The 24157-nt window shown below is 65.0% G+C and carries 24 protein-coding genes; 4 read left to right on the forward strand and 20 right to left on the reverse strand.

Annotated elements, in window-relative coordinates; all coding sequences use genetic code 11:
* Window positions 1–71: 71 nt before the first annotated feature.
* From AC0WRY_RS32890 to AC0WRY_RS32900, 3 genes are read right to left on the reverse strand one after another with little or no spacing between them, the layout of a single operon-like run.
* On the reverse strand, window positions 72–1070 hold the full coding sequence (locus tag AC0WRY_RS32890; RefSeq protein ID WP_194404866.1) for an SGNH/GDSL hydrolase family protein: 999 nt from the start codon (window positions 1068–1070) through the stop codon (window positions 72–74).
* Window positions 1071–1082: 12 nt separating this feature from the next.
* Window positions 1083–1853 carry an SGNH/GDSL hydrolase family protein gene (locus AC0WRY_RS32895; protein WP_194404867.1) on the reverse strand — a complete coding sequence of 257 codons (771 nt, stop codon included), beginning with the start codon at window positions 1851–1853 and terminating at the stop codon, window positions 1083–1085.
* Window positions 1853–3118 carry an OpgC domain-containing protein gene (locus AC0WRY_RS32900; RefSeq protein ID WP_194404868.1) on the reverse strand — a complete coding sequence of 422 codons (1266 nt, stop codon included), beginning with the start codon at window positions 3116–3118 and terminating at the stop codon, window positions 1853–1855. The genes AC0WRY_RS32895 and AC0WRY_RS32900 overlap by 1 nt, the downstream gene beginning before the upstream one ends.
* Window positions 3119–3354: 236 nt before the next feature.
* Here AC0WRY_RS32900 and apaG point away from each other — a divergent pair, with 236 nt between their 5' ends.
* A complete protein-coding gene (gene apaG, locus AC0WRY_RS32905) occupies window positions 3355–3747 on the forward strand; it encodes a Co2+/Mg2+ efflux protein ApaG (RefSeq protein WP_028138966.1) in 393 nt (130 codons plus the stop codon).
* 147 nt (window positions 3748–3894) lie between these two features.
* Here the strand turns inward: apaG and AC0WRY_RS32910 are convergent, their stop codons facing one another.
* The 3 genes from AC0WRY_RS32910 to AC0WRY_RS32920 form a co-directional block, all read right to left on the reverse strand.
* Entirely contained in the window at window positions 3895–4914 is a 1020-nt protein-coding gene (locus tag AC0WRY_RS32910) for an Hsp33 family molecular chaperone (protein ID WP_194404869.1), read from the reverse strand.
* A 162-nt stretch (window positions 4915–5076) separates the two neighbouring features.
* Window positions 5077–6000, reverse strand: coding sequence for an ornithine carbamoyltransferase (gene argF / locus AC0WRY_RS32915; protein ID WP_194404870.1), 924 nt, complete (start codon window positions 5998–6000; stop codon window positions 5077–5079).
* Complete coding sequence (locus AC0WRY_RS32920) at window positions 6000–7205, reverse strand: aspartate aminotransferase family protein (protein ID WP_194404871.1); 1206 nt, start codon at window positions 7203–7205, stop codon at window positions 6000–6002. The genes argF and AC0WRY_RS32920 overlap by 1 nt, the downstream gene beginning before the upstream one ends.
* Window positions 7206–7662: 457 nt before the next feature.
* Between AC0WRY_RS32920 and AC0WRY_RS32925 the strand changes: the two genes are divergently transcribed.
* Entirely contained in the window at window positions 7663–8175 is a 513-nt protein-coding gene (locus AC0WRY_RS32925; protein WP_014491301.1) for a GcrA family cell cycle regulator, read from the forward strand.
* A 72-nt stretch (window positions 8176–8247) separates the two neighbouring features.
* On the opposite strand, the gene phoB is transcribed toward AC0WRY_RS32925, so the two are convergent.
* The 13 genes from phoB to AC0WRY_RS32990 all read right to left on the reverse strand — a co-directional run bounded on the left by phoB (window position 8248) and on the right by AC0WRY_RS32990 (window position 20260).
* Window positions 8248–8955 (reverse strand): phosphate regulon transcriptional regulator PhoB, encoded by a 708-nt coding sequence (gene phoB, locus AC0WRY_RS32930; protein ID WP_008143479.1) that lies wholly within the window; start codon window positions 8953–8955, stop codon window positions 8248–8250.
* A 38-nt stretch (window positions 8956–8993) separates the two neighbouring features.
* Complete coding sequence (gene phoU, locus AC0WRY_RS32935) at window positions 8994–9710, reverse strand: phosphate signaling complex protein PhoU (protein ID WP_194404872.1); 717 nt, start codon at window positions 9708–9710, stop codon at window positions 8994–8996.
* A gap of 11 nt (window positions 9711–9721) precedes the next feature.
* On the reverse strand, window positions 9722–10543 hold the full coding sequence (pstB, locus tag AC0WRY_RS32940; RefSeq protein ID WP_194404873.1) for a phosphate ABC transporter ATP-binding protein PstB: 822 nt from the start codon (window positions 10541–10543) through the stop codon (window positions 9722–9724).
* Window positions 10540–11385 carry a phosphate ABC transporter permease PstA gene (gene pstA, locus AC0WRY_RS32945; RefSeq protein WP_194404874.1) on the reverse strand — a complete coding sequence of 282 codons (846 nt, stop codon included), beginning with the start codon at window positions 11383–11385 and terminating at the stop codon, window positions 10540–10542. Before pstA ends, pstB begins: the two co-directional genes overlap by 4 nt.
* A 4-nt stretch (window positions 11386–11389) precedes the next feature.
* The gene (gene pstC / locus AC0WRY_RS32950) at window positions 11390–12379 is read right to left on the reverse strand and encodes a phosphate ABC transporter permease subunit PstC (RefSeq protein WP_194408488.1); all 990 of its coding nucleotides are present in this window, start codon (window positions 12377–12379) and stop codon (window positions 11390–11392) included.
* 174 nt (window positions 12380–12553) lie between these two features.
* Window positions 12554–13567 (reverse strand): phosphate ABC transporter substrate-binding protein PstS, encoded by a 1014-nt coding sequence (gene pstS, locus AC0WRY_RS32955; RefSeq protein ID WP_194404875.1) that lies wholly within the window; start codon window positions 13565–13567, stop codon window positions 12554–12556.
* A gap of 145 nt (window positions 13568–13712) precedes the next feature.
* Window positions 13713–15011, reverse strand: a complete 1299-nt coding sequence (locus AC0WRY_RS32960; RefSeq protein WP_491122441.1) for an ATP-binding protein — start codon at window positions 15009–15011, stop codon at window positions 13713–13715.
* Between the two features lie 42 nt (window positions 15012–15053).
* Window positions 15054–16112: a lysylphosphatidylglycerol synthase domain-containing protein gene (locus AC0WRY_RS32965; RefSeq protein WP_194404877.1), complete on the reverse strand. Its 1059-nt coding sequence runs from the start codon at window positions 16110–16112 to the stop codon at window positions 15054–15056.
* Between the two features lie 426 nt (window positions 16113–16538).
* Window positions 16539–16970 (reverse strand): GNAT family N-acetyltransferase, encoded by a 432-nt coding sequence (locus AC0WRY_RS32970; protein ID WP_194404878.1) that lies wholly within the window; start codon window positions 16968–16970, stop codon window positions 16539–16541.
* Between the two features lie 11 nt (window positions 16971–16981).
* A complete protein-coding gene (locus AC0WRY_RS32975; protein WP_194404879.1) occupies window positions 16982–17887 on the reverse strand; it encodes a haloalkane dehalogenase in 906 nt (301 codons plus the stop codon).
* Window positions 17884–18474 (reverse strand): TetR/AcrR family transcriptional regulator, encoded by a 591-nt coding sequence (locus AC0WRY_RS32980; RefSeq protein WP_194404880.1) that lies wholly within the window; start codon window positions 18472–18474, stop codon window positions 17884–17886. Before AC0WRY_RS32980 ends, AC0WRY_RS32975 begins: the two co-directional genes overlap by 4 nt.
* A 92-nt stretch (window positions 18475–18566) precedes the next feature.
* On the reverse strand, window positions 18567–18863 hold the full coding sequence (locus tag AC0WRY_RS32985; protein WP_194404881.1) for a hypothetical protein: 297 nt from the start codon (window positions 18861–18863) through the stop codon (window positions 18567–18569).
* 2 nt (window positions 18864–18865) lie between these two features.
* Window positions 18866–20260, reverse strand: coding sequence for an OmpA family protein (locus AC0WRY_RS32990; RefSeq protein WP_194404882.1), 1395 nt, complete (start codon window positions 20258–20260; stop codon window positions 18866–18868).
* A gap of 164 nt (window positions 20261–20424) precedes the next feature.
* Between AC0WRY_RS32990 and AC0WRY_RS32995 the strand changes: the two genes are divergently transcribed.
* Both AC0WRY_RS32995 and AC0WRY_RS33000 read left to right on the forward strand, forming a co-directional pair.
* Window positions 20425–21483, forward strand: coding sequence for a polysaccharide deacetylase family protein (locus AC0WRY_RS32995; RefSeq protein WP_194404883.1), 1059 nt, complete (start codon window positions 20425–20427; stop codon window positions 21481–21483).
* A 251-nt stretch (window positions 21484–21734) separates the two neighbouring features.
* Window positions 21735–22535, forward strand: a complete 801-nt coding sequence (locus AC0WRY_RS33000) for an SDR family NAD(P)-dependent oxidoreductase (RefSeq protein WP_491122442.1) — start codon at window positions 21735–21737, stop codon at window positions 22533–22535.
* An 83-nt stretch (window positions 22536–22618) separates the two neighbouring features.
* On the opposite strand, the gene boxB is transcribed toward AC0WRY_RS33000, so the two are convergent.
* Window positions 22619–24070, reverse strand: a complete 1452-nt coding sequence (gene boxB / locus AC0WRY_RS33005) for a benzoyl-CoA 2,3-epoxidase subunit BoxB (protein ID WP_194404885.1) — start codon at window positions 24068–24070, stop codon at window positions 22619–22621.
* Window positions 24071–24157 lie beyond the last annotated feature (87 nt).

Genomic DNA, 24157 nt, shown 5'->3' on the forward strand with positions numbered 1-24157 from the left:
AATGGCGGGTTACGCCGAGCAGATGCGCTTCGCGCATCTGCAGGGCTAACCCCGCCCTACGCGCCGTCTTTTCACATCGGCCGGTACGTCCGCACGTCCGCCGGCACGTTCACGCCGAGCCTGATCTGGCCGACGGAGCGGATGATGTCGTCGCCGAGCAGCTGCGCGAAGCAGGCATAGCCCCAATCGTTCATGTGCAGGCCGTCCGCGATGACGAAGCTCTCGACCGGGATCGATTGGTTCTCGTGCCAGTCGCGCATCACCTCGAAGCGCGGGAAGATGCCGACGTGACGCAGCTCCGCGACCTTGCCGAGCAGGTGCACCATCTTGCCGGCGCTCTCCTTGCGCTGGTTGACGGCGGGCGAATATTGCGGATCGACCAGCACGATGTCGGCGCCGCCCGCGGCCTGGATGCGGCTGATGCCGTCCTCGACCAGTTTTGCGGTCTCGCCGGGATCGAGATTGCGCAGCACCGCGTTGGTGCCGACCTGCCAGATCACGAGATCCGGATGCACGTCGATCACCTGCGTCTGGAGGCGCTTCATCATCTCGGGCGCGTCCTCGCCGCCGACGCCGGCATTGACGACGGTGATGTCCGCGGTCGGATAGTGCCGGCGCAGCTGCGCGGCGAGCCGGTTCGGATAGTTGAACTCCGGCGAGCTGGCCCCGAAGCCTGCGGTCGACGACGAGCCGAACGCGACGATGAGGACGGGTTTGCCCGCGACGAGCTTGCCCGCGACGTGCGGCAGCGAGCCCATCGCCTTCGCGCCGCCCTTGTTCGCGTCTTTGGGCGGCAGGCAAGGCACGCGGCTGAAAATATCGGCGGCGGATTTGGCGACCTGCTTCACCTTGTCGATGGCGCGCGACGTGACGCCGCGCTGCTCCGGTGAGGTCACCGCAACGGTGGTCTGCGAGGGCGAGGTGGGGGCGGGATCAGCCGATTGCACTGGCGCGGGCGTCGCCTGTGCGGTCTGCGCATGCGATTGCGAGGCCGGCGCCAGCAACAACAGCGCTGCTGCCGCAGGCGCGGTCAGCCATGCCGTCAGGCAAAAAGGGCGAAGAGAACTCATTAACGCTAGACCTCAATTTTGCTGCTGGGCCGGCTCCAGATGGGCAGCGTCGATCACGAACTGTGCCAACGCCCGGCCGAGGCAATCATGAACCTGTTTCGCCAGCTCGGGCCCGCGGGACGGGCTGAACAGGTCGAACTGACCCTGGTCATTCCACTGCCGCATGATCGCGAAACGGTCGAACAGCGGAATATCATGCTCCTGGGCCACCACGCGCATATTGTCGAGAAATGGTTGGGCCGAGATCATCGTTTCGGTGCGCGGGCTGTACTGCAAATTCATCAAGACGACGTCGGTCCCTGCCTTTTGCAACGCAACAACCCCTGAGGTCACGGCGCTGCGGAATTCATCGGGATCGATGGATCGGATGGCGTCCACGGTCCCGGTCTGCCAGACCACCAAAGTAGGCGTTTTTGCTTCCATCAGCTTAACGAAGGTCGAGGCGGTCTCCTCGGCCGTCTTCTTGCTCTGTATTTCTACGGAGACGTGCACCACCTCGGACGCCGGCAGCTTGTCCTTGAGGATCGCCTCCATGCGCGCGGGATAGGAGCTGCTCTCCGAGGACGGAATCGTGGTCGAACGGCTGCCGATGACCAGGATCTCGAGCGGCTTGCCGGCCTTGATGGCGTCGGCGACCTTGGGAAGCTGACTTTCGCTGGTAAGCAGATAGGACGGCAATTCGCACGTGGCAGGTACGGCAGGCGCAGCATCGCCCGCGCGCGCCACAGGCGCGGCGAGGCTACCGCATAGCAGGATCAGGCTCAGGAGAACCTTCGCCTTCATCAGCCCCCTCCCGCCAGATCGGCGTTGCCGACGGCGTTTTTGGTTTTCGCACCGCTCTTGTCAGCCACGCGCTTGTACCACGAAATCACCCAGGCCACGCCCCACATGATCAGCACCCCGGAGAGACTAATCAGCGCATGCATGGCTGCCCCGCCGGAGACTTCGGCGAGAATGAAATGGCCGGCAAAGGCCAGGAAGACGCCGAGGCAGAAAATCTCGAGGGAGTGCTGCCCGCATAGAATCAATGGTCGTAGCCAGCGCGATTTCAAGCCCGGCCAATCCCGGGGTAGGAAGCGCACGGTGAGCGCCGCCAGCGCCAGGAAATGCGTGAAGCGCAGCACGTCGAGATCGGTCTTGTCGATCGGGTACATCCACTGCTCGATCCGCTTCGGCATGAACTGGGAGAGCTGCGGCACGTACCAGGTCAGCGTCACGTAGAAGGCCGCGACGAGATAGGCGATCGAGATCCACATCGTCACCGGCGAAGCCAGGATACGGGACATGCGTCGCGCACCTCCGAGCGCGCACCATGCACCGAACACGAACAACAATTGCCAGGCGAAGGGGTTGAAGGCCCAGAAGCCGTTCGGATAGGCCGACAAATAGAGGTCATACTCCCAGGTCACCGCGTAGAGCACGACCGAGAGGCCGAGCGTGACGTCGGGCCGCCACTTCATCGACCACAGGATCAGCGGCAGCGCCATCATCAGCACGATGTAGAGCGGCAGCACGTCCATGTTGACTGGGCGGAAGCGGAGCAGCAGCGCCTGCACGATGGTGACATCGGGCTGCTTGAGGAAATCCATGATGCCCATCTCTTCGGTGTAGAGCGGGTTCTCGAAGCTGGTCGCGACATAGGAGATTTCGGCGAGGAAGATCGTGAACAGGAAGACGTGGGCGACGTAGATCTGCCAGACCCGGCGCAGGATGCGCGCGGTGGCGATAACGAAACCGCTCTCCAGCATCGCCCGTCCATAGACGAAGGCGGCGGTGTAGCCGGAGATGAAGATGAATATCTCGGTGGCGTCGCTGAAGCCGTAATTGCGGATCGTGAACCAGGTCAAAAGACTCGGCGGCAGATGGTCGATGAAGATCAGCCACAGCGCGAGCCCGCGGAACAGGTCGAGCCGGAGCTCGCGCTCGCCGATTGCGGGCAGCGTGATGGCCGGCGCCCGCAGGCGCGGCTTCGCCTCCGCAGGCCTACTGTCTGCAGGCTTGGCGGTTCCCGCGATCGTCGATCCCGTTACTTGGTCGGCAATGGTCATCGGGGCGCAAAAACCCTTCCGCAAATCGCGACGTCTGAAGGAGTGTACCGGTCCGGTCGTACTCTCGCAAAGCGGCCGGATCACATAGGGGTCTTCCGAAGGTGTTTCCCTCCAAGGGGATGTCCTGCGGGGGTTTCCCTCAGGGGTGTCATTCCCTTCGAATTCTGGCGGGACGATGTCGCCAAACCCGGCCGCGGCGTTTGGTTCCGGCGCCCGATTTCGGTATGGTGGCAGCCATGTACCGCGCCGTGACCCGCCACATCGAAGTGACCGTCGAGCCGAACTTTGTTCCGGAGCAGTCGTCGGCCGACCGTTCCCGCTATTTCTGGTCCTACACCATCGTCATCACCAATTCAGGCGAGGAGACCGTGCAGCTCAAGACGCGGCACTGGATCATCACCGATGCCTCCGGGCGCCAGCAGGAGGTGAAGGGCGAGGGCGTGGTCGGCGAGCAGCCGATCCTGGCCCCGGGCGAGCGCTTCGAATACACCTCGGGCGTCCCGCTCTCGACCGCCTCCGGCTTCATGACCGGCCGCTACCAGATGGTCAGCGAAAGCGGCGAACGCTTCGAGATCGACGTGCCGGCGTTTTCGCTGGACAGCCCGGACAGCAAGCGGGTGTTGAACTAAGGGGCCGGTCTCGCAGGTGCCGCAGGGTGGGCAAAGCAACTTGTCCGCCGTAGCTCGAAGAGCGAAGGCGTGCCCACGTATCGTTCGCAACCGAGAGAGCTCGTGGGCACAGCGCAAATGCGCCTTTGCCCACCCTAGGAGAGCTCGCTACGCGTCTTCCACGCCCGCTTCGTGCGGGGTGAACTGATACACCGAGCTGCAGAACTCGCAGGTCACGACCACCTTGTCGTCCTTGACCATCGCAGCACGATCATCCGGCGAGAAGCTCTGGAGCATCGAGGCGACCGCATCGCGCGAGCAGGAGCACTGCGCCTTGAGAACCATCGGATTGAACACGCGCACGCCGCGCTCGTGGAACAGGCGGAACAGCAGTCGCTCGCCGGAGAGCTCGGGATCGATCAGCTCGACGTCCTCGACGGTCTCGATCAGCGAGCGTGCCTCGACCCAGGCATCGTCCTCGGCGACGGCATGCACCTCGATGCCGTCAGGAGCATCGCCGGGATGCAGATCAGCCTGCCGCGCGCGCTCCGGCGCCTTCGGCAGAAACTGCATCAGCATGCCGCCGGCGCGCCAGCGATGCTTGCCGCCGTCGGCGGAGCGCCACTCCTCGCCGACCGCGAGGCGCACGCGCGTCGGGATCTGCTCGGAGCGCAGGAAATATTCGTGGGCGGCGTCTTCCAGGGTGCCGCCGTCGAGCGCGACCAGACCCTGGTAGCGGCTCATGTCGGGGCCCTGATCGATGGTCATGGCGAGATGACCGCGGCCGAGCAGCGCACCGGAATCCATGCCAGATTTCTGGGCTTCCCCAAGGCGCGCGGCATCGAAGCGCGCATAGGCGCGCAGGCGATCCGGCGCCTGATAGTCCACCACCAGGAACGACACCGGACCGTCGGTCTGAGCCTGCAGGATGAAGCGGCCCTCGAATTTCAGCGCCGAGCCGAGCAGCGTGGTCAGCACGATGGCCTCGCCCAGCAGCTTGCCCACGGGCGCGGGATAATCGTGCTTGGTGAGAATGTCGTCGAGCGCCGGGCCTAGCCGCACAAGGCGGCCGCGTACGTCGAGCGCATCGACCTCGTAGGGCAGCACGGCGTCATCGATCGGAATCGAAGATGGCGCGCGAACCGGACCTTCGGGCCCGGTTTTCATGTCAGGGGATTGGGAAACCATGGCGCATATCTGGGGTCGGTCGATGCAAATTGAAAGAGGCATGCCCGCATTCCTCACGGAACGACGGCTCGCGTAGCCCGGATGGAGCGCAGCGTAATCCGGGAGATCTTTCCGCGCGTTGAGAACCCGGATTTTGCTGCGCTCCATCCGAGCTACAAGAAGCTACTTCACCGCGTCGAAGCACCAGGCCAGAATGCCCTTCTGCGCGTGCAGGCGGTTCTCGGCCTCGTCGAACACGACCGATTGCGGGCCGTCGATCACCTCATCGGTGACCTCCTCGCCGCGATGGGCGGGCAGGCAGTGCATGAACAGCGCATCCGGCTTGGCCAGCGACATCAGCTTGCCATTGACCTGATAGGGCTTGAGCACGTTGTGGCGATGCTCGCCTTCCTTGTCGCCCATCGACACCCAGGTGTCGGTGACGACGCAGTCGGCGCCCTTCACGGCGGCCTCGGGATCGGTGCCGAGCATGATCGGCGCGCCCGTCGACTTGATGAAGTCGCGCATCGCCTTTTTCGGCGCGAGCTCCGGGGGCGTCGCGACATTGAGCTGGAACTTGAAGCGTTCGGCGGCGTGCGCCCAGGACGCCAGCACATTGTTGTCGTCGCCGGTCCAGGCCACCGTCTTGCCCTCGATCGGGCCGCGATGCTCCTCATAGGTCATGAGGTCGGCCATCACCTGGCAGGGATGCGAGCGCCGCGTCAGGCCGTTGATGACGGGCACGGTGGCGTTGGCCGCAAGCTCCAGCAGCGCATCGTGATTGAGGATGCGGATCATGATGGCGTCGACATAGCGCGACAGCACGCGCGCGGTGTCGGCGATGGTCTCGCCGCGGCCGAGCTGCATCTCGGCGCCGGTGAGCATGATGGGCTCGCCGCCGAGCTGGCGCATGGCGACGTCGAACGACACCCGCGTCCGCGTCGAAGGGCGCTCGAAGATCATCGCCAGCGTCTTGCCTTCGAGCGGCCGCACCGGCTGCTGCGCCTTCTGCTTGGCCTTCATGGCGCTCGACGCCGCGAGCATGCGCTTGAGCTCCGACAGCGGGAGCTCGTTGATGTCGAGGAAGTGCTTCGGGGACTTGCTCATCAGCTTGCCCGCTTGGTCTGGCCGGCCGCCAATGCGGTGCAGGCACGCTCGAGCCTGATGACGCTGTCCTCGATCTCGGCTTCGGTGACGATCAGGGGCGGCAGGAAGCGCACGACATTATCGCCGGCGCCGACGGTCAGCAGCTTCTCGTCGCGCAAGGCGGCCACCAGATCGCCCGAGGGCACGACGGCCTTGATGCCGATCAGGAGGCCCTCGCCGCGCACTTCGCTGACGATGTCGGGGTGACGATCGATCACGGAGGCGAGCTTCTGCTTGAGCAGCAGCGACATCTTCTGCACGTGGTCGAAGAAGCCGGGCTTGAGCATGACGTCGAGCACGGCGTTGGCCGCGGAGATCGCCAGCGGATTGCCGCCGAAGGTCGAGCCGTGGGAGCCCGGCCCCATACCGGCCGCCGCATCCGCGGTCGCCAGCACCGCGCCGATCGGGAAGCCGCCGCCGAGCGCCTTGGCCAGCGACATCACATCAGGCGTGACACCGGTACGCCGATAGGCGAACAGATCGCCGCTGCGGCCCATGCCGGTCTGCACCTCGTCGAAGGCGAGCAGCAGGCCCTTCTCGTCGCAAAGCTGGCGCAACGCCTTGAGGAAATTGGGAGGTGCCGAGCGCACGCCGCCCTCGCCCTGGATCGGCTCGATCAGGATGCCGGCGGTGTTGGGGCCGATCGCCTTCTTGACGGCTTCGAGGTCGCCATGCGGCACCTGGTCGAAGCCGTCCATCGGCGGTCCAAAACCTTCGAGATATTTTGCAGAGCCGGTCGCAGCCAAGGTTGCCAGCGTGCGGCCGTGGAACGCGCCTTCGAAGGTGATGATGCGGTAACGTTCCGGATGGCCCTTGGAGAAGTGATGATGGCGGACCAGCTTGATCACGCCCTCCAGCGCTTCGGCGCCGGAATTGCAGAAGAACACGAAGTCCGCAAAGCTCTCGTTGCACAGGCGCGCGGCGAGCTTCTCGCCGTCCGGGCTCTGGAACAGGTTCGACATGTGCCACAGCTTCGTCGCCTGCTCCTGCAACGCCTTGACCAGCGCGGGATGGGCGTGGCCGAGCGCGTTTACAGCAACGCCCGAGGTGAAATCGAGATAGCGATCGCCATTGGTCGCGATCAGCCAGCAGCCTTCGCCGCGCTCAAAACCGAGGTTGGCCCTGGCGAAAACGGGGAGCAAATGCGGCGCTACGCTGTTAGTCATGACGGTCACTTGATGTTGCGGACGGTGTGAGGCGTGCATTGCGCAACGCACCATTGACCGGCCCGGAAAACGAAACGTGCCGCCTTTTAAGGGCGGCACGCGGGACTATCTTAGGCCTGGTGAAACGGGTGTCAATGCCGCCCGAAAGCCTCGGGAAACGCAGATTCCGTAGTCTTGCGGTGGCGATTTTGCGGGTTTTACACCACGGAACATGTGGAAGCGAGTCGGCGGACTCTTGCGCGTGAGTCACGCCATATTGTAGCGTTTGGGCTGTCAGATACGACATCTCGTGCAACAGTTCTGATCCCAAGAGTCCTCATGTACCGGCGTAAACGTTCGGGCGCGAGTAGCGCGCCCGGCGAGCCTTAAGGGATTCTGACGGCACGGGTTTTTGAGGCTTAGGCATTCGCCGCACGGACCGCCAGGATGGCAGAAGCGCAGCGAGGGAAAGGGTGCAATGACGGTTTTGACCTGGTCCGACGATCGCGTCGAGCAGCTGAAAAAGCTCTGGGAGGCCGGATTGTCGGCCAGCCAGATCGCAGCAGAGCTCGGCAATGTGACCCGCAATGCCGTGATCGGCAAAGTGCACAGGCTCGGCCTGTCCGGCCGCGCCAAGAGCCCTTCGTCGGCCGCGCCGCGGCCGCGCAAGGCACGCCCGGCGCAGCACATGATGCGGGTGACCCGCCCCATTGCGCGCGGCAACACCGCACTGGCGCAGGCCTTCGAGGTCGAGGTCGAGGCCGAACCGGTCACCTATGACAACGTGGTGCCGATGAGCCAGCGGCTGTCGCTGCTCGAGCTTAACGAGGCGACTTGCCACTGGCCGGTCGGCGATCCCTCGAGCCCGGATTTCTTCTTCTGCGGCGGCAAGGCGCTGTCCGGCCTGCCCTACTGCGCCCAGCATTCGCGCGTGGCGTATCAGCCGGCAGCGGATCGCCGGCGCGCACCGGCGAAGCCGGGCCCGCGGTAAACACGGTCTCAGGCATCGAGACGAAAAAGCGCGCCAGCTGGCGCGCTTTTTGTTGGATTACGGAAGCAGGTCCTACGTCTGCTCAGCCTTCGCAAAGCGGTCATCCAGCGCGTAGCCGGCGCCGCGGACGGTGCGGATCGGGTCCTGCTCGCGACCGAGATTGAGCAGCTTGCGCAGGCGGCCGATATGGACGTCGACGGTGCGCTCGTCGATATAGATGTCGCGGCCCCAGACGCTGTCGAGCAGCTGCTCGCGCGAGAACACGCGGCCGGGATGCTCCAGGAAGAACTCCAGAAGCCGATATTCGGTCGGGCCGAGATCGATCGGGCGGCCCGAGCGCGCCACGCGGCGCTTGTCGCGGTCGAGCTCGATGTCGCCATAGGCCAGCACTGTGGCGAGCCGCTCGGGGCTGGCGCGCCGCAAGAGGCCCTTCACGCGCGCCAAGAGCTCCGGCACCGAGAACGGCTTGACGATGTAGTCGTCGGCGCCGGTCGCAAGGCCGCGCACCCGCTCGCTCTCCTCGCCGCGCGCGGTGAGCATGATGATCGGCAGCTGCTTGGTCTCGGGCCGGGTGCGCAGGCGCCGGCACAGTTCGATGCCCGAGAGGCCCGGCAGCATCCAGTCGAGCACGATCAGGTCGGGAATGTGCTCCTTGAGGCGGGTGTCGGCGTCGTCGCCGCGCATCACCGTCTCGACGTCATAGCCGTCGCCTTCGAGGTTGTAACGCAGAAGCTCGGTGAGAGCTTCCTCGTCCTCAACCACCATAATGCGTGCGCCCATGGTGTCGTCGCTCCTTAGGTCTTCAGCTATTCAAGTCTTCAGGTATTCGGAACCGTCGTGGCGAAAGTCGTCATGTCGCCCTTCGGCCGCTTGTCGGTGATCGCCTGGCCCTCGATCATGTAGAACACGGTCTCGGCGATGTTGGTGGCGTGGTCGCCGATCCGCTCGATGTTCTTGGCGCAGAACATCAAATGGATGCAGAACGAGATGTTGCGCGGATCCTCCATCATGTAGGTGAGGAGCTCGCGGAACAGCGAGGTGCAGATCGCGTCGACTTCCTCGTCGCCCTTCCACACGGCCATCGCCGCCGGCAGATCATGCGCGGCATAGGCATCCAGCACCGACTTGACCTGCTGCTGCACGAGGTCGGTCATGTGCTCGAGGCCGCGGAACAGCTTGAGCGGATGGAAGTCGGTCTCCAGCGCGGCGACGCGCTTGCCCATGTTCTTGGCGAGATCGCCGATGCGCTCGAGGTCGGTCGCAACGCGCATGGCGCCGACGATCTCGCGCAGATCCACCGCCATCGGCTGGCGGCGGGCGATGGTGAGCACGGCGCGCTCCTCGATGCGCTTCTGCAGCGCGTCGAGATCGGCGTCGATGGTGACGACGCGCTGGCCGAGCGCGACGTCGCGGCGGATCAGCGCACCGACGGAATCGACGATCATGCGCTCGGCGATTCCGCCCATCTCGGCGACCAGGCGGGTGAGCTCCTGGAGGTCAGTGTCGAAAGCCTTTGCGGTATGTTCAGAACCCATGTTGCGTCTCCTCAGCCGAACCGGCCGGTGATGTAATCCTGCGTACGCCGATCGCTCGGCGACGTGAAGATCTTGCTGGTGTCGTCGAACTCGATCAGCTCGCCGAGATACATGAAGGCGGTCTTGTCGGAGACGCGCGCCGCCTGCTGCATGTTGTGGGTGACGATCGCGATCGTGTAGTTCTCGGACAATTCCTGGATCAGCTCCTCGACCTTGGCGGTCGAGATCGGATCGAGCGCCGAGCAGGGCTCGTCGAACAGGATCACTTCAGGCCGCACCGCGACGGTGCGGGCGATGCAGAGGCGCTGCTGCTGGCCGCCGGACAGCGACAGGCCGGAGGCGTTGAGCTTGTCCTTGACCTCGTTCCACAGCGCGCCGCCGCGCAGCGCCTTCTCGACCCGGTCGTCCATCTCGGACTTCGAGATTTTCTCGTAGAGGCGGATACCGAAGGCGATGTTCTCGTAGATCGTCATCGGGAACGGCGTCGGCTTCTGGAACACCATGCCGACCCGGGCACGCAGCAGGTTGAGGTCGAGCTTGGGGTCGAGGATGTTGGTGTGGTCGAGCAACAGCTGGCCGGTGGCGCGCTGTCCCGGATAGAGGTCGTACATCCGGTTGAAGATGCGCAGCAGCGTGGACTTGCCGCAGCCCGACGGGCCGATGAAGGCCGTGACGCGATTGGCGCCGAGCGCCAGATTGATATTCTTCAGCGCGTGATGCTCACCGTAATAGAAATTCAGGTTGCGCGCGGTGACCTTGGCTGGCGCCTCGGGCAGCGGCTGCGAGCCGGGGTGAACGCTCGGCGCGCTGACGGAAACAGAGATTTCACTCATTTTGCAGTCCTCTCGGCGCCGATGATGCGGGCGCCAATGTTCAGGGCAAGCACGGTCAGGGTGATCAGCAGGGCGCCGCTCCAGGCGAGCTGCTTCCAATAGGCGTAGGGGCTCTGCACGAAGTTGTTGATGGTGACCGGAAGGTTCGCCATCGTCTTGTCCAGGCCGAGACTGAAGAACTGGTTCGACAGCGCGGTGAACAGCAGCGGCGCCGTCTCGCCGGCGACGCGCGCGGTGGCCAGCAGCACGCCGGTGATGAGGCCGGAGCGCGCCGCGCGATAGGCGATCCGCTTGATCACCAGCGAGCGCGGCAGGCCGAGCGCGCTGGCGGCTTCACGCAGCGGGTTCGGCACCAGCAGCAGCATGTCCTCGGTGGTGCGCACCACGACCGGGATGACGATCACGGCAAGGGCCAGCGCGCCTGCAATGGCCGAGAAGCCGCGCATCGGCACCACCACCGCGCCGTAGATGAACAGGCCGATGATGATCGAGGGCGCCGAGAGCAGGATGTCGTTGATGAAGCGGATCACCGAGGTCAGCTTGTCGTTGCGGCCGTACTCGGCGAGATAGGTGCCGGCGAACAGGCCGAGCGGCGCGCCGATGCCGACGCCGAGCACGGTCATGATGATCGAGCCGACGATGGCGTTGCGCAGGCCGCCCTCGGTCGAGCCGGGCGGAGGCGTGTCCGCGGTGAAGAGCTGAACGTTCAGGCCCGCCACGCCGTTGTAGAGCAGCGTGATCAGGATCAGCGCGAGCCAGGTTACGCCGAAGGCGGCAGCCGCGAAGCAAAGGCCGCGGATGATGAAATCCTTGCGGCGGCGGCGTGAATAGATCGGATTCATGGCGCTAGTTCCCCGCCTTCTTTTCCAGCCGCATCAGCATCAGCCGCGCCGCCGCGAGCACGAAGAACGTCAGCACGAACAGCAAGAGGCCGAGCAGGATCAGGCCGGACTGATGCAGGCCGTCGCTCTCGGCGAATTCGGAGGCGATCGCCGCCGAGATCGTGGTGCCCGGGGCGAAGATCGACGACGAGATGCGAAACGAGTTGCCGATGATGAAGGTCACCGCCATGGTCTCGCCGAGCGCGCGGCCCAGCGCCAGCATGACGCCGCCGATGACGCCGACGCGGGTGTAGGGGATCACCACGCTGCGGACGACTTCCCAGGTGGTGCAGCCGACGCCGTAGGCGGCTTCCTTGAGGACCGGCGGCACCGTCTTGAACACGTCGACCGAAATCGAGGTGATGAAGGGCAGCACCATGATGGCGAGGATCAGCGCGGCGTTGAACAGGCTGAGATAGGACGGGGGACCTGCGAAGATCGCGCCCAGCACGGGGACGCCGTCGAAGATCCTGATCATGAAGGGCTGGAAGGTGTTGGCCAGAAACGGCCCCAGCACGAAGAAGCCCCACATGCCGTAGATGATCGACGGGATTCCGGCGAGCAGCTCGATCGCCATGCCGATCGGGCGGCGCAGCCATTGCGGGCAGAGCTCGGTGAGGAAGATGGCGATGCCGAGGCCGACGGGAATGGCGATCAGCATCGCGATGAAGGAGGTGACCAGCGTGCCGTACATCGGCCCGAGCGCACCGAGCACCGGCGGATCGGCGGACGGCGCCCAGCGCTGCGTCCACAGGAAGGAGAGGCCGTATTCCTTGATCGCCGGGAACGCGCCGACGATCAGCGAGATGATGATGCCGCCGAGAATGAGCAGCACCGAGATCGCGGACAGCCGCGTGATCCAGTAGAAGGTGACGTCGCCGAGCTTGAACGCGCTCAAGGCCTTGGCGCGGTCATACGGTCCGGCGTCGTCGATTACATCGCTCTGAACGGCCATTTCTGCCACGCCGATCCCCTGTACCAAAGACTACACTTTTTTGTTGGTCTTGTGCCCCGGATGCGGTGCAGCGCGTAGCGGTGCGCCGCCGATCCGGGGCCTAGCGTTTGTGGGTCCCGGCTCTGCGCCGCAACGTTTCACGTTGCAGCGCGTCGGGACACGAGAGGAGAGCGCTTAGCTCTTGATCTCGGCAGCCCAGGTCTTCTCGATCAGCTGGACGACGCTGTCCGGCATCGGGATGTAGTCGAGCTCTTCAGCCGCCTTGCCGCCGTTCTTGAAGGCCCAGCGGAAGAACTTGATGGCTTCCTGCGAGGCCGCCTTGTCGGTCGCGGACTTGTGCATGAGGATGAAGGTCGCCGCGGTGATCGGCCACGACTTCTCGCCGGGCTGGTCGGTCAGGATGACGTAATAGCCGGGCGCCTTGGCCCAGTCGGCGTTGGAGGCGGCCGCCTGGAAGGCTTCGACGGTGGGCTGCACCGGCTTGCCGGCCTTGTTGACGAGACCGGTGTAGGTCAGCTTGTTCTGCTTGGCATAGGCGTACTCGACATAGCCGATCGAGTTCTTGGTCTGGCTGATGTTGCCCGACACGCCTTCATTGCCCTTGGCGCCGACGCCGACCGGCCACTCGACCGCGGTGCCCTCGCCGACCTTGCTCTTCCAGTCCGCGCTGGCCTTGGAGAGATAGTTGGTGAAGTTGAAGGTGGTGCCCGAACCGTCCGAGCGGCGGACCACGGTGATGGCGTCCGAGGGCAGCTTCGCGCTCGGATTGAGCTTCTTGATCGCAGCGTCGTCCCATTTGGTGATCTTGCCGAGATAGATGTTGGCCAGCGTCTCGCCGTCGAACACCAGCTCGCCCGGCTTCACACCCTCGAGGTTGACCACGGGAACGATGGCGCCCATCACCATCGGCCACTGCACGAGGCCGTCCTTCTCGAGCTGCTCGGCCTTGAGCGGGGCATCGCTGGCGCCGAAGGTCACGGTCTTGGCCTGGATCTGCTTGATGCCGCCGCCGGAACCGATCGACTGGTAGTTCAGGCCATTGCCGGTCTCTTTCTTGTAGGCGTCAGCCCACTTCGAATAGATCGGGAACGGGAACGTCGCACCGGCACCCGTGATGTCGGCGGCAAGCGCCACCGTCGTCGATGCGGCGACCAAGCCGGCAGCGACGATCGTTCTGAGGAAATTCATGCTGGTCTCCATTGGGGGGAGCGAAGCGCCATCCGCGCCCGATCGCGCTCCCCGCGCCGCCCCCTTTAGGAGCGGTCGGCTGTGCTTTTACGAAGGTATCGTGACAGTCGGATGACACCAGCAAGCTATTGAAATTGCTCGCGTTTCAGGTCGATGCGGGAGTCTTGATCTGGGGAAAACAGGCGGTGAAAGTGGCGCCCTGCTTGGGCACGCTTTCGATCAAAAGCCGGCCGCGATGGCGGTTAAGGATATGTTTCACCAGCGATAATCCGAGCCCGGTTCCACCCTGCAAGCGGCTGTCGCCCACGTCCACGCGGTAGAACCGCTCGGTCAGCCGCGGCAGGTGCTCGGGCGCGATGCCGGGGCCGAAATCGCGCACCGTGATCCGGATTTCCTGAGTTCCGTCAGTGGCCGCGGCGGAGGTCAGCGACACGATGACGCGTCCGCCGGAGGCGCCGTATTTGAGCGCGTTCTCGATCAAATTCTCGAACAGGCGGAGCAGCTCCTCGCGGTCGCCCGCGATCATCACCGGCCCATCCGGGAGATGAATCTCGACCTCGACCTGGCGCTCGCGCGCCAGCGGCTCGAGCCCGTCGGCCACCTGGCGGATGATCGGCAAGAGATCGACCAGGGTGTCGGGGCGGACATGGGCCGACAGCTCGACCCGCGACAGCGACAACAGATCGTCGATCAGGCGCGCCATGCGGGTGGCCTGGTTGTGCATGATGCCGAGGAAGCGCTCGCGCGCCTTTGGATCGTCCTTGGCCTGGCCCTGCAGCGTGTCGATGAAGCCCGACAGCGCGGCCAGCGGCGTGCGCAGCTCGTGGCTGGCATTGGCGACGAAGTCGGCGCGCATCTCCTCGACCCGGCGCAGCGGCGTCTGGTCGTGGAAGGTCATCAGCATGCATTTGTCGGTGCCGCCGAAGCTGGTCGGCACCGGCACCGGCGTGATCGTCAGCTCCAACCAGCGATCGACCGGGACGTGGTCGAGATAGGTCGCGCGCCGCGGCTCGGAGGTCGCGATCGCCTCGCGCAGCGCCGTGATGATCTCCGGCGAGCGCAGCGCGAACTGGGCGAGCTCGTTCCGGCGCAGCGCCGGCGCGAGCTGGGCGGCGGCGGCATTGAGGTGGATGACGCGGCCGGCACGGTCGAGCAGCACCGCCGGATCCGGCATGCCGGCGACGACCGCGGCCACCGCCGCGCTCTCGACCGGGTTGATGCGCCTGACGTCGTCGCGGGACGCGGCGGGATCATGCAGGCGCCACGGGATCAGCGCAGCGGCGGCGATGCACAGGAACACGATCGCGGCGTGCAGCGCCGACAATTCGCCGAGCGAGACGATGACGGACAGCGCAAGCGCCGCGGCGATCAGGATGATCGTCGAGTGCCGCAGCCGGTCGGACCAGGGCTGGGTGGAGGGAGAAGATGGGGCGTCGATCGCCATCGGGGCGGACTTCTCCTAAAGGGCCTGTCGTGGACTCTGGTCCTAAGATTTGGCGCCGTCGCTACGCTCTCTCACGTAAGCGGCTTCACGCGCCGGACCGGGGTCGAGCTTGAGCGCCGCCTGCTGCAGGCGCTTCGATCGTGCGCCGATGATAACTTCGCGAAACGTCAGCAAGATTACAGAGATGACGAAGGGCGAGAGATAATAGAGGACGCGGAACAGCAGCATGCCGCCGAGCAGCTCCTCGCGGTCCATCTGCCAGAGGCCGACCAGCATGGCGGCGTCGAACACGCCGAGCCCGCCGGGGGAATGGCTGGCGAAGCCGAGCAGGGTGGCCGAGACGAAGATCACCGCGACGACCACAAAGCCGAGATTGGGCTCGTCCGGGACCAGCACGTACATTGCGAGCGCGCAGAAGCCGAGATCGATGATGCCGATCGCGATCTGCAGCAGCGTCAGCGGGCCGCCCGGCAGCACCACGGTCCAGGGCCCTCGGCCGACCACGCGCGGCTGGGTCCAGACCCAGACCACGTAGCCGACCAGCCCCGCGATGATCGCCAGCGCCAGCGTCCGGTTCAGCCATGGCGGCAGCTGATCGATCGAGGCGGCGGCCTCGGGATGATAGGAGATGCCGAGGCCGAGCACGGCGGCATTGCCGAGCCAGAAGGTCAGGCCGGCGAGGAAGCAGATCTTGGCGACGTCGATTGCGTTCAGCCCGTAGGCCGAATAGATGCGATATCGCACCGCGCCGCCGGTGAAGACGGACGCGCCGACATTGTGGCCGATGGAATAGCTGGTGAAGGCCGCAAGCGCGTTGATGCGATAGGGCACATGGGCGTGGCCGATCGCGCGCACGGCGAACAGATCGTAGAAGGTCAGCGTGAAATAGCCCGCGGCGACGAACAGCGCCGCCATCGCAATCTGGCTCGGCTCGGTGCTCTTGATCGCTTCGAGGACCTCGTTGAAATCGATGCCGCGCAGCATGTGGTAGAGCACATAGCAAGCGATGCCGATGACCGCGACGCTGATCACAACGCCAAGCTTATGCAGGATTTGCTTCTCGCGCAGAAACGATATCGCCCTGCGTATGGCTTCCAGCATCTAGACCTCGAACAACGCTTCAGCGGCCAGAACGGCCGGCGGACAGGACGGCGCACAGGCACACGACGACCCCTCGCCGCCGGCTCCGGCATCGCGCATGCCCCCCGCCCCTCCACTAGCGCGTTTTCGGGCGGAGTGGAATTCGCCAATTCGAACAAAAACACGTGCCTTCAATATTTTAGGCAGGGTTATGTGCTCCTGATGCACGGTTTGGCGCCTTCGGCGGCAAGGCTTGACGCGAATCTCCCTGGCAATCCTGCGCAGGCGCCGTGAAGTTTTGATGATTTCGGCCGCACATTGTTCCGTCACCGCCTTAAGCCGAAATCAATCTATGGACGGCGCCCCCCTGTTGAAAGAGGGGGCAATCCCGGCTTCGTTCACGGGTTGTCCGATGCGCCGGAAGGTCGCGGCCTCCCGTGCCCAGCCTCAAGGCGCGGTCAAATAGCCGCGGCCATAGGCTGCGGCCTGATCCTCGAAGATCGCCATGGCCGTGGTCATCCGCCTGAAGCCCAGGCGTTCGTAAAACCCCTCCTTGCCCGGCACGGCATAGAGGATGATCTTGCGATGGCCGCGGCAATGCGCAAGCAGACGCTCGATGATGTCGCGGCCGAGACCCCGCCCCTGACAGTCCCGGTGCACGGCGATATCACAGAGATAGGCGCAGTCGCGGCCGTCGGCCAGCACGCGCCCTGCGGCCACGAGGCGGCCACCCTCCCTGGCGAAGGCGCGAAACATGCTGTTGCCGAACACCAGCGCAAGATCGCCCGGCTTCTTGTTGCCGAGCGGGGCAATGCGATAGAGCTCGGAGAGCTCGTCCCAGTCGATCCCGGCGAGGTCGTCAGCCCAGACAATCGACATCGCGTCCTCCGTCAGGCCGCAAGCTGGGGACGTACTGCCTCGATGCCGGCGATCCAGCCGGCAATTGAGCGGCCAATCGCGTCGGGGTAATCCTCCTGGAGGTAGTGCCGGCCGGGCCCGAGGCGGACGAGCGCGCAGTGCTGCAGCGAGGCTGCGAACGTCTCGGCAAATCTTGAAGCGACGACGGCTCCCGGCTCGCCTGCGAACAGCAGCTTCGGATATGTGGACGCTTTCAGCGACGCATGCGCCGATTGCAGCGCCTGAGCAACATCGGCGGGCTCGCCGGCGATCGGCAATTCCCGAGGGAACGCAAGAACGGGACGGCGGCTCTCCGGCGTCGGAAACGGCGTGCGGTACGGCGCCATCTCCTCTTCGCTCAATGTGCGCATGATGCCGCCGGGCAGCACGCGTTCGACGAAGGCGTTGGCCTCCAGGATCATGGCCTCGCCCTCGCCCGGCGTCCTGAATTTGCGGAACGTCTCGCGCGCGGCATCGACCTGGTGGAAATCCTGCCAGGTCGGCATCGGCCGGATGAACTCCATGAAGGCGAGGCCGCGCACGAAGGCCGGCCGGCGCGCGGCGAGATGAAATGCGAGCGCCGTGCCCCAATCCTGCGCAACGAGATAGGCCGAGGCGATGCCGAGCTCCTCGATCAGCGCGTCGAGATAACGAACGTGGTCGAAAAAGCGGTAGGCGATATCGGGCTTGCCGGACTGGCCGAAGCCGATCAGGTCGGGCGCGATGCAACGCGCCACGGGGGACACCAACGGCAGGATGTTTCGCCAGATATGCGACGATGTCGGATTGCCGTGAAGGAAGAGCGCGACCGGCGCGTCCTTCGGGCCCGTCTCACGATATGCCATCGTGCTCCCCAGCACGGCGACGGAGCGGATCTGGATCTCGGCTTGCTGGCTCATGTCGACTCCTTGAAGACAGTTTTGAAGGCGATGGTCTTGAAACGCTCGAGCGCCTGGGGCGTGCGGTCGACTTTCATGCGCAGGATCGCGCCCTGCCAGGAGGCGAGCAGGAAGTCGGCAAGCTCCTCAGGCTCGAATTCGGAATCGATCTCGCCGCTGCGCTGCGCCTCGCTGATGCAGGCCGCGAAGGGCAGGCGCCACTCGGCAAATATCTCGGAAAGACGGGTGCGCAGCATCTCGCTGCTGCCGGCCGCCTCGAGGCTGAGATCGCCGATCAGGCAGCCGCGGCCATAACCGTCGGCCTCGAGCCGTCCGGTGATGATGTCGAGATAGCGCTTGAGCCGCGCCCGCGGCGTCAGCGAGGCGTCATCCAGAGCCTCCGCCACCAATCCCTTCGTGATCTCGAAATAGCGATCCAGCACCTCCGAGGCGAACGCCTCCTTGGAGCGAAAATGATTGGTGAAGGAGCCCTGCGGGGCACCCGCCGCTGCGGTGACATCACGCACGCTGGTGCCGTGATAGCCGGTCCGGAACATGACCTTGAGGCCGGCGTCGAGGATGGCGTCTTTGAGCGAAGGCTTGGGCATGACGAAATAATACGTACGTACGTATTCTTGTCAAGCGCGGTCTTTCGCGTGCTTCGTGGCGTGCCGATCGGAGGGCGAACCTGGGGCGGCGGTTAGCCGGCCCGCATGCTGCGCGCCACCACGCGGTCGCGCAGCCAGGCGCCGATGGTGCAGCCGACGAGGTAGCAGGCGAACATGATCAGGCCGAGGTCGAGCCAATAGCCGAAGCGGCCGGGGACGACATGAGCGAGCGAGGCCGCGACCAGGGCCGCGGCGAGCGCGGCGAGCCAGCGCGCGGTCACCTTCGATGTGCCGTTGCCGCGCTGGACCACCGAGATCCAGCCCATGCAGAAGCCGAGCAGCACCGAGCCGATCAGCCAACCCAGATGGAACGAGACGAGATAGGGCATCGTCACCTCACCAGAAATTCGATGCGGCGGTTCTGCGCCTTGTCGTCGTCGGTGTCGTTGCCGGCAACGGGTTGCGTGCTGCCATGGCCGACCGCGGTGAAGCGGCTGGCGGGCAGGCCGGCCTTGACCAGATAGTCGATCACCGCCTGCGCGCGCTTTTCCGAGAGAGCCCGGTTGAAGCCGTCCTCGCCATCCGCATCGGTGTGTCCGGCGACCTCGACATTCGTCGTGGGGCAGCGCAGCGCCGTCTCGATCAGATGATCGAGGATGGCGGCGGAATCCGGATCGATGTCGGCACGCTTGGGCGCGAAGCGGATCTTGCCCTTGGCCAGCAGGTCCGTGAACAATTGCTGGCACACGGTGCCGTCGACCGGCCCTGCCGCGGGCTTCACGGTGATCTCCGGCTTGTATTGCCAGTTCTTCGGGAAGTCCTTGCCGAGGCCTGCGCGGATGTCGTTGGCGGCCCCCTCGTAGAGCGCATCGCCCGACAGCTTCACCTCGCGATCGGACACGACGAGCGTGCCGGTCGACAGTCGTGACAGCGCGCCGAGCGCTGCGACCACGGCGGTGTTGAACGAGCCGGGCGCGCCGAGGCTGGCCTTGAGATTGTCGACGACCTTTTCGGTGAAGAATTTTCGCGCGGCGCTGGTCGCGATCGCCGCGTGGATGGTGTTGTCGGGGACGTAGCCGGTCAACGTCACGGTTGCGGCGACCGGGTCCTTGTAGGCCTGGAAGATATAGGGCGGCGCCTTGACGTCGTTGGCGGCGACAGAGAAGCCCTCGGGCAGGTTCTTCAGCGCGGCTGCGATCGCTTCACGGCCGCCGAGCTCGCGCGCCATGCCCGACAGATTGACCTTGGTGTCGGTGATCGTGATCTTGCCGTCCTTGAGCTTGCCGATCTGGTCCAATAGCAGCATCGCGGCCGCTTCGAAGCGCGGCGGCGCGCCGCGCGCCAGGCCCATCTGGTCGGCCACCTCGGCGCCGCCGACCTCCTTGCGGGCCGCCTCGGTCAGCCGGCCCTTGATCGCCGGCAGGGGCGCGGAGCCCGACAGCGTCACCCGCACCACGTCGCGCTCGGCGTTCCAGACGAACGGCTGGGCTTCGGGAACAAGGCGGGTCCGGTCGTCGACCAGGCGCACGCCGGGGACGGTTTCGACCGCCGTCACGGCATCGCGGCGCCCCTCCTCGGAGAAGGCGTCGGCGACCAGGCTGACGTCGCGACCGTCGACCGCGATCCGGGTCTTGTCCAGAACGGTCCCTTTCAGCGCGGCCGAGCTGCGGGCCGAGAGGTCGGCTTCGACCGGTAAGGTATTATTCCAGGCCGCAAATCCCCACATGACGGCCAGGGGAATCAACCCCGGCCACCATTTGCTGGCCCACCTGAAAAGCTTCTGCATTCGACGACCCGAACTCTGGAAACGGAGACAAAACAAACCCTTGGCAGGCTGTCAAACCGGAAATGGCGCCCTGCCGGGGGCACGGGTCGGACAATCGGAATAACTTTTTCTTCAAGGGTTCTTCCGTAAGTTGAAAGCGGAATGCCAGAGTCCGCCAGCCGGTCATGAAACAACTGCGTAACAACGTCATCCGCGCCGGGCTGGGAGCACTTTACTTCAGCGGGGCGCACCACCTCTTGCGCCCGCTTTTGTCGGGCGTCGGCGCTATTTTCATGCTGCACCACGTGCGGCCGGCCAGCGAGGCCGCGTTCCAGCCGAACCGGCATCTCGAGGTCACCCCCGAATTCCTGCGCGCGACGCTGTGCCATTTGCGCTCCCGCGACATCGACATCGTCACCATGGACGAGCTGCATGAGCGGCTGGTGCAGGGCCGGTTCGACCGCCGCTTCGCCGCCTTCACCTTCGACGACGGCTATCGCGACAATCTGGACCATGCGCTGCCCGTGCTGCGCGAATTCAACGCACCGCTGACGGTCTATGTCGCGAGCGATTTTGCCGAAGGGACCGGACGGCTGTGGTGGGAGGCGCTGGAGGCCGTGATCGCCAAAGCCGAGCAGATCGACGTCAAGATCGGCCATTCCGCGCTGCGGCTCGATGCGACGACGCCCGCGGCCAAGCAGGCCGCGTACGACCGCCTGCACGACTGGCTGCGCGCGCTGCCGGGCGAGCATGACCTCAAGCGAGAGATCGAGGCGCTCTGCACGGCATACGGCGTCGACATGGCCGCGCTGTGCCGCAGCCTCTGCCTGTCCTGGACCGAGCTGAAGACATTTGCAGCCGATCCGCTGGTCACGATCGGCGCGCATAGCGTCAGCCATTGCAATCTCGCCAAGCAGGCGGAAGACATCGCCGCACAGGAGCTGGCCACCAGCCGCGCGCGGATCGAAGAGGCGCTCGAGCGCCCCGTGCTGCATCTCGCTTATCCCTATGGCGACCGCGAGGCCGCGGGCACGCGCGAATTCGGCCTGGCCGCGACGGCCGGCTTCAAGACCGCGGTGACGACGCGGCCCGGCATGCTGTTCGCCGAAAATGCCGGCCAGATGACGGCGCTGCCGCGCGTCTCGCTCAACGGCAACTACCAGGACGCTCGCATCCTGCCGGTGCTGACCTCGGGCGCCGCGACCGCGATGTGGAACGGCTTCCGCCGGATCGCGGCGGCGTAGGCGCGCTCCAATCCCCCGCCGTCGTCCCTGCGAAAGCAGGGACCCATACCGCGGAATTTATCGATCTCGGTTGGTCGCAGTCCCGATCGACGAATCTTCGCCCAACTGCCCCTGGGGTTCTGGGTCCCCGCGTACGCGGGACGACATCGAGAGAGTCGAAGCGCCTTCCCGCCACACTCGCATATCATCAGCCCCTTCCTTGACTCCCCTCTCCTCCCCGCCCAAAACAGCGCCAAACCAAGGGAGGCCTCATGTTCAACGACCTGTTCTCGCTCAAAGGCCGCGTCGCGCTGGTGACCGGCGGCTCGCGCGGCATCGGCAAGATGATCGCGGCGGGATTTCTCAGCGCCGGCGCCGCAAAGGTCTACATCACCGCGCGCAAGGCCGGACCGTGCGAGGCGACCGCAAAGGAGCTCACCGCGCAATATGACGGCGAATGCATCGCGCTGCCGATCGACATCTCCACCATCGAAGGCTGCGACCGGCTCGCCTCCGAGATCATCAAGCTGGAGCCGAAGCTCGACATCCTCGTCAACAATGCGGGCGCGGCCTGGGGCGCGGAATTCGACGAATTCCCCGAAAGCGGCTGGGACAAGGTGATGGACCTCAACGTCAAGTCGCTGTTCTTCCTGACCAAGGCGCTGGCGAAGCCGCTGCGCGCGGCCGCAAGCGCGGAACGTCCGGCGAAGGTGATCAATATCGCCTCGGTCGACGGCATCTTCGTCAATCCGAGCGAGACCTATTCCTACGCCGCCAGCAAGGCCGCGGTGATCCATTTGACGCGGCGCATGGCGACCAAGCTGATCAAGGACAATATCAACGTCACCGCGATCGCCCCGGGCGCCTTCAAGTCCGACATGAACCGCGCCGCGCGCGACCATGCCGACGAAGTCGCCAAGCGCATCCCGGCGCGGCGCATCGGAAGCGACGAGGACATGGCGGGGGTGGCGATCTATCTCGCCTCGCGCGCCGGCGATTACGTGGTCGGCAACACCGTCGCGGTCGACGGCGGCGTGGTGTATGCGAATGCGGGGCTGGAGATCGCGGGGTAGGCTCGACTGCGAATGGCGAGTAGCGAATGGCGAATAGACTATCGTTCTCTATTCGCTACTCGCCATTCACCATTCGCCGCTCCTCACGACTCGATCTTCACGTACTCGAAATCGCCCGGCTTGTTGTCGATGCCGACTTTCGGCGGCGAGATCCAGGAGGCGTACTTGCCTTGCTCGGTGACGGGCTGCATCAGCGAAGTGATGAAGTCGCCGTCGGCGGTCGATGGCAGCCACTCGTCCTTGCGCTTGGCCCAGGTGGCGTCGTCGATCAAAATGCCGTCGGGCGTCGCATGCACGTCCTTGAACTCGCCGATGTGGCGGTGGAAGGCGACGTTGGGCAGCTTGAGCTGGAACTGATACCCCGAGGTCGAGATCACCTTGTTCCAGCGCAGCATGCCCTTGACGCAGTCCTGGCTGTAATCGTCGCGCAGGCGCATGTTGAGCGCGGTCAGCGCGGGCTCGTCGACCAGCTTGATCTCGCCGTTGATCAGCTTGAGCACCGGATAGGTTGAGTTCTTGAGCTGATGATCGTCCTCGATCTGGGTCTCGTGATAGCGGCCCTTGATGCCGGCGTTGAAGGCGTTGGCCGCGTTGGTCGAGACTTCCGAGCCGAAGAGATCGAGCGACAGCGTGTAGTGCAGGTTCAGCTTCTTCTGGATGGTCGGCAGGTCAATCACCCCGAGCGCGCGCACTTTCGCGATGTCGGTGGGATCGGTGATGCCGGCCTCGCGCATCGCGTCGCAAGTGCGCTGCACGACGCGGGTGATACCGGTCTCGCCGACGAACATGTGGTGCGCTTCCTCGGTCAGCATGAAGCGGCAGGTGCGCGACAGCGGATCGAAGCCGGACTGCGCCAGCGAGTGCAGCTGCATCTTGCCGTCGCGGTCGGTGAAGTAGGTGAACATGAAGAAGGACAGCCAGTCCGGCGTCGCCTCGTTGAAGGCGCCCAGCATGCGCGGCGCGTCGGCGTCGCCGGAGCGGCGACGCAGGAGATCATCGGCTTCTTCGCGGCCGTCGCGGCCGAAATATTTCTGCAGCAGATAGACCATCGCCCAGAGATGGCGGCCTTCCTCGACGTTCACCTGGAACAGATTGCGCATGTCGTAGAGCGAGGGCGCGGTCTTGCCGAGATGGCGCTGCTGCTCGACCGAAGCCGGCTCGGTGTCGCCCTGGATCACGATCAGGCGGCGCAGCATGGCGCGATGCTCGCCCGGGACTTCCTGCCAGGCCGGCTCGCCATAATGCTCGCCGAAGGGAACGACGCGGTTCTCTTCCTGCGGCGCAAGCAGAATGCCCCAGCGATATTCGGGCATGCGGACATAGTCGAACTTGGCCCAGCCGCGCGGATCGACCGAATAGGCGGTGCGCAAATAAACCAGCGATTCCTGGAAGCCTTCCGGCCCCATGTCGCTCCACCAGTCCATGTAGCCGGGATGCCAGCCTTCCAGCGCTTTGAGCACCTGGCGGTCTTCGGCGAGATTGACGTTGTTGGGAATCTTGGTCGAGTAGTCGACGTTCATGATGTTCATGTTCATGGCCGTGCTCCTTGATCGGTCTCGTGCCCCGGACGCAGTGCGGCGCGAAGTGCCGCACTGCTGAGCCGGGACCTATTGTCTGGTCCG

Source organism: Bradyrhizobium sp. T-12 (assembly GCF_058314695.1).

Bases quoted from the DNA above. Each gene is read 5' to 3' on its own strand.
- AC0WRY_RS32890 (WP_194404866.1), bottom strand. From the start codon at position 1,070: ATGAGTTCTCTTCGCCCTTTTTGCCTGACGGCATGGCTGACCGCGCCT.
- AC0WRY_RS32895 (WP_194404867.1), bottom strand. From the start codon at position 1,853: ATGAAGGCGAAGGTTCTCCTGAGCCTGATCCTGCTATGCGGTAGCCTC.
- AC0WRY_RS32900 (WP_194404868.1), bottom strand. From the start codon at position 3,118: ATGACCATTGCCGACCAAGTAACGGGATCGACGATCGCGGGAACCGCC.
- apaG (WP_028138966.1), top strand. From the start codon at position 3,355: ATGTACCGCGCCGTGACCCGCCACATCGAAGTGACCGTCGAGCCGAAC.
- AC0WRY_RS32910 (WP_194404869.1), bottom strand. From the start codon at position 4,914: ATGGTTTCCCAATCCCCTGACATGAAAACCGGGCCCGAAGGTCCGGTT.
- argF (WP_194404870.1), bottom strand. From the start codon at position 6,000: ATGAGCAAGTCCCCGAAGCACTTCCTCGACATCAACGAGCTCCCGCTG.
- AC0WRY_RS32920 (WP_194404871.1), bottom strand. From the start codon at position 7,205: ATGACTAACAGCGTAGCGCCGCATTTGCTCCCCGTTTTCGCCAGGGCC.
- AC0WRY_RS32925 (WP_014491301.1), top strand. From the start codon at position 7,663: ATGACGGTTTTGACCTGGTCCGACGATCGCGTCGAGCAGCTGAAAAAG.
- phoB (WP_008143479.1), bottom strand. From the start codon at position 8,955: ATGGGCGCACGCATTATGGTGGTTGAGGACGAGGAAGCTCTCACCGAG.
- phoU (WP_194404872.1), bottom strand. From the start codon at position 9,710: ATGGGTTCTGAACATACCGCAAAGGCTTTCGACACTGACCTCCAGGAG.
- pstB (WP_194404873.1), bottom strand. From the start codon at position 10,543: ATGAGTGAAATCTCTGTTTCCGTCAGCGCGCCGAGCGTTCACCCCGGC.
- pstA (WP_194404874.1), bottom strand. From the start codon at position 11,385: ATGAATCCGATCTATTCACGCCGCCGCCGCAAGGATTTCATCATCCGC.
- pstC (WP_194408488.1), bottom strand. From the start codon at position 12,379: ATGGCCGTTCAGAGCGATGTAATCGACGACGCCGGACCGTATGACCGC.
- pstS (WP_194404875.1), bottom strand. From the start codon at position 13,567: ATGAATTTCCTCAGAACGATCGTCGCTGCCGGCTTGGTCGCCGCATCG.
- AC0WRY_RS32960 (WP_491122441.1), bottom strand. From the start codon at position 15,011: ATGGCGATCGACGCCCCATCTTCTCCCTCCACCCAGCCCTGGTCCGAC.
- AC0WRY_RS32965 (WP_194404877.1), bottom strand. From the start codon at position 16,112: ATGCTGGAAGCCATACGCAGGGCGATATCGTTTCTGCGCGAGAAGCAA.
- AC0WRY_RS32970 (WP_194404878.1), bottom strand. From the start codon at position 16,970: ATGTCGATTGTCTGGGCTGACGACCTCGCCGGGATCGACTGGGACGAG.
- AC0WRY_RS32975 (WP_194404879.1), bottom strand. From the start codon at position 17,887: ATGAGCCAGCAAGCCGAGATCCAGATCCGCTCCGTCGCCGTGCTGGGG.
- AC0WRY_RS32980 (WP_194404880.1), bottom strand. From the start codon at position 18,474: ATGCCCAAGCCTTCGCTCAAAGACGCCATCCTCGACGCCGGCCTCAAG.
- AC0WRY_RS32985 (WP_194404881.1), bottom strand. From the start codon at position 18,863: ATGCCCTATCTCGTCTCGTTCCATCTGGGTTGGCTGATCGGCTCGGTG.
- AC0WRY_RS32990 (WP_194404882.1), bottom strand. From the start codon at position 20,260: ATGCAGAAGCTTTTCAGGTGGGCCAGCAAATGGTGGCCGGGGTTGATT.
- AC0WRY_RS32995 (WP_194404883.1), top strand. From the start codon at position 20,425: ATGAAACAACTGCGTAACAACGTCATCCGCGCCGGGCTGGGAGCACTT.
- AC0WRY_RS33000 (WP_491122442.1), top strand. From the start codon at position 21,735: ATGTTCAACGACCTGTTCTCGCTCAAAGGCCGCGTCGCGCTGGTGACC.
- boxB (WP_194404885.1), bottom strand. From the start codon at position 24,070: ATGAACATGAACATCATGAACGTCGACTACTCGACCAAGATTCCCAAC.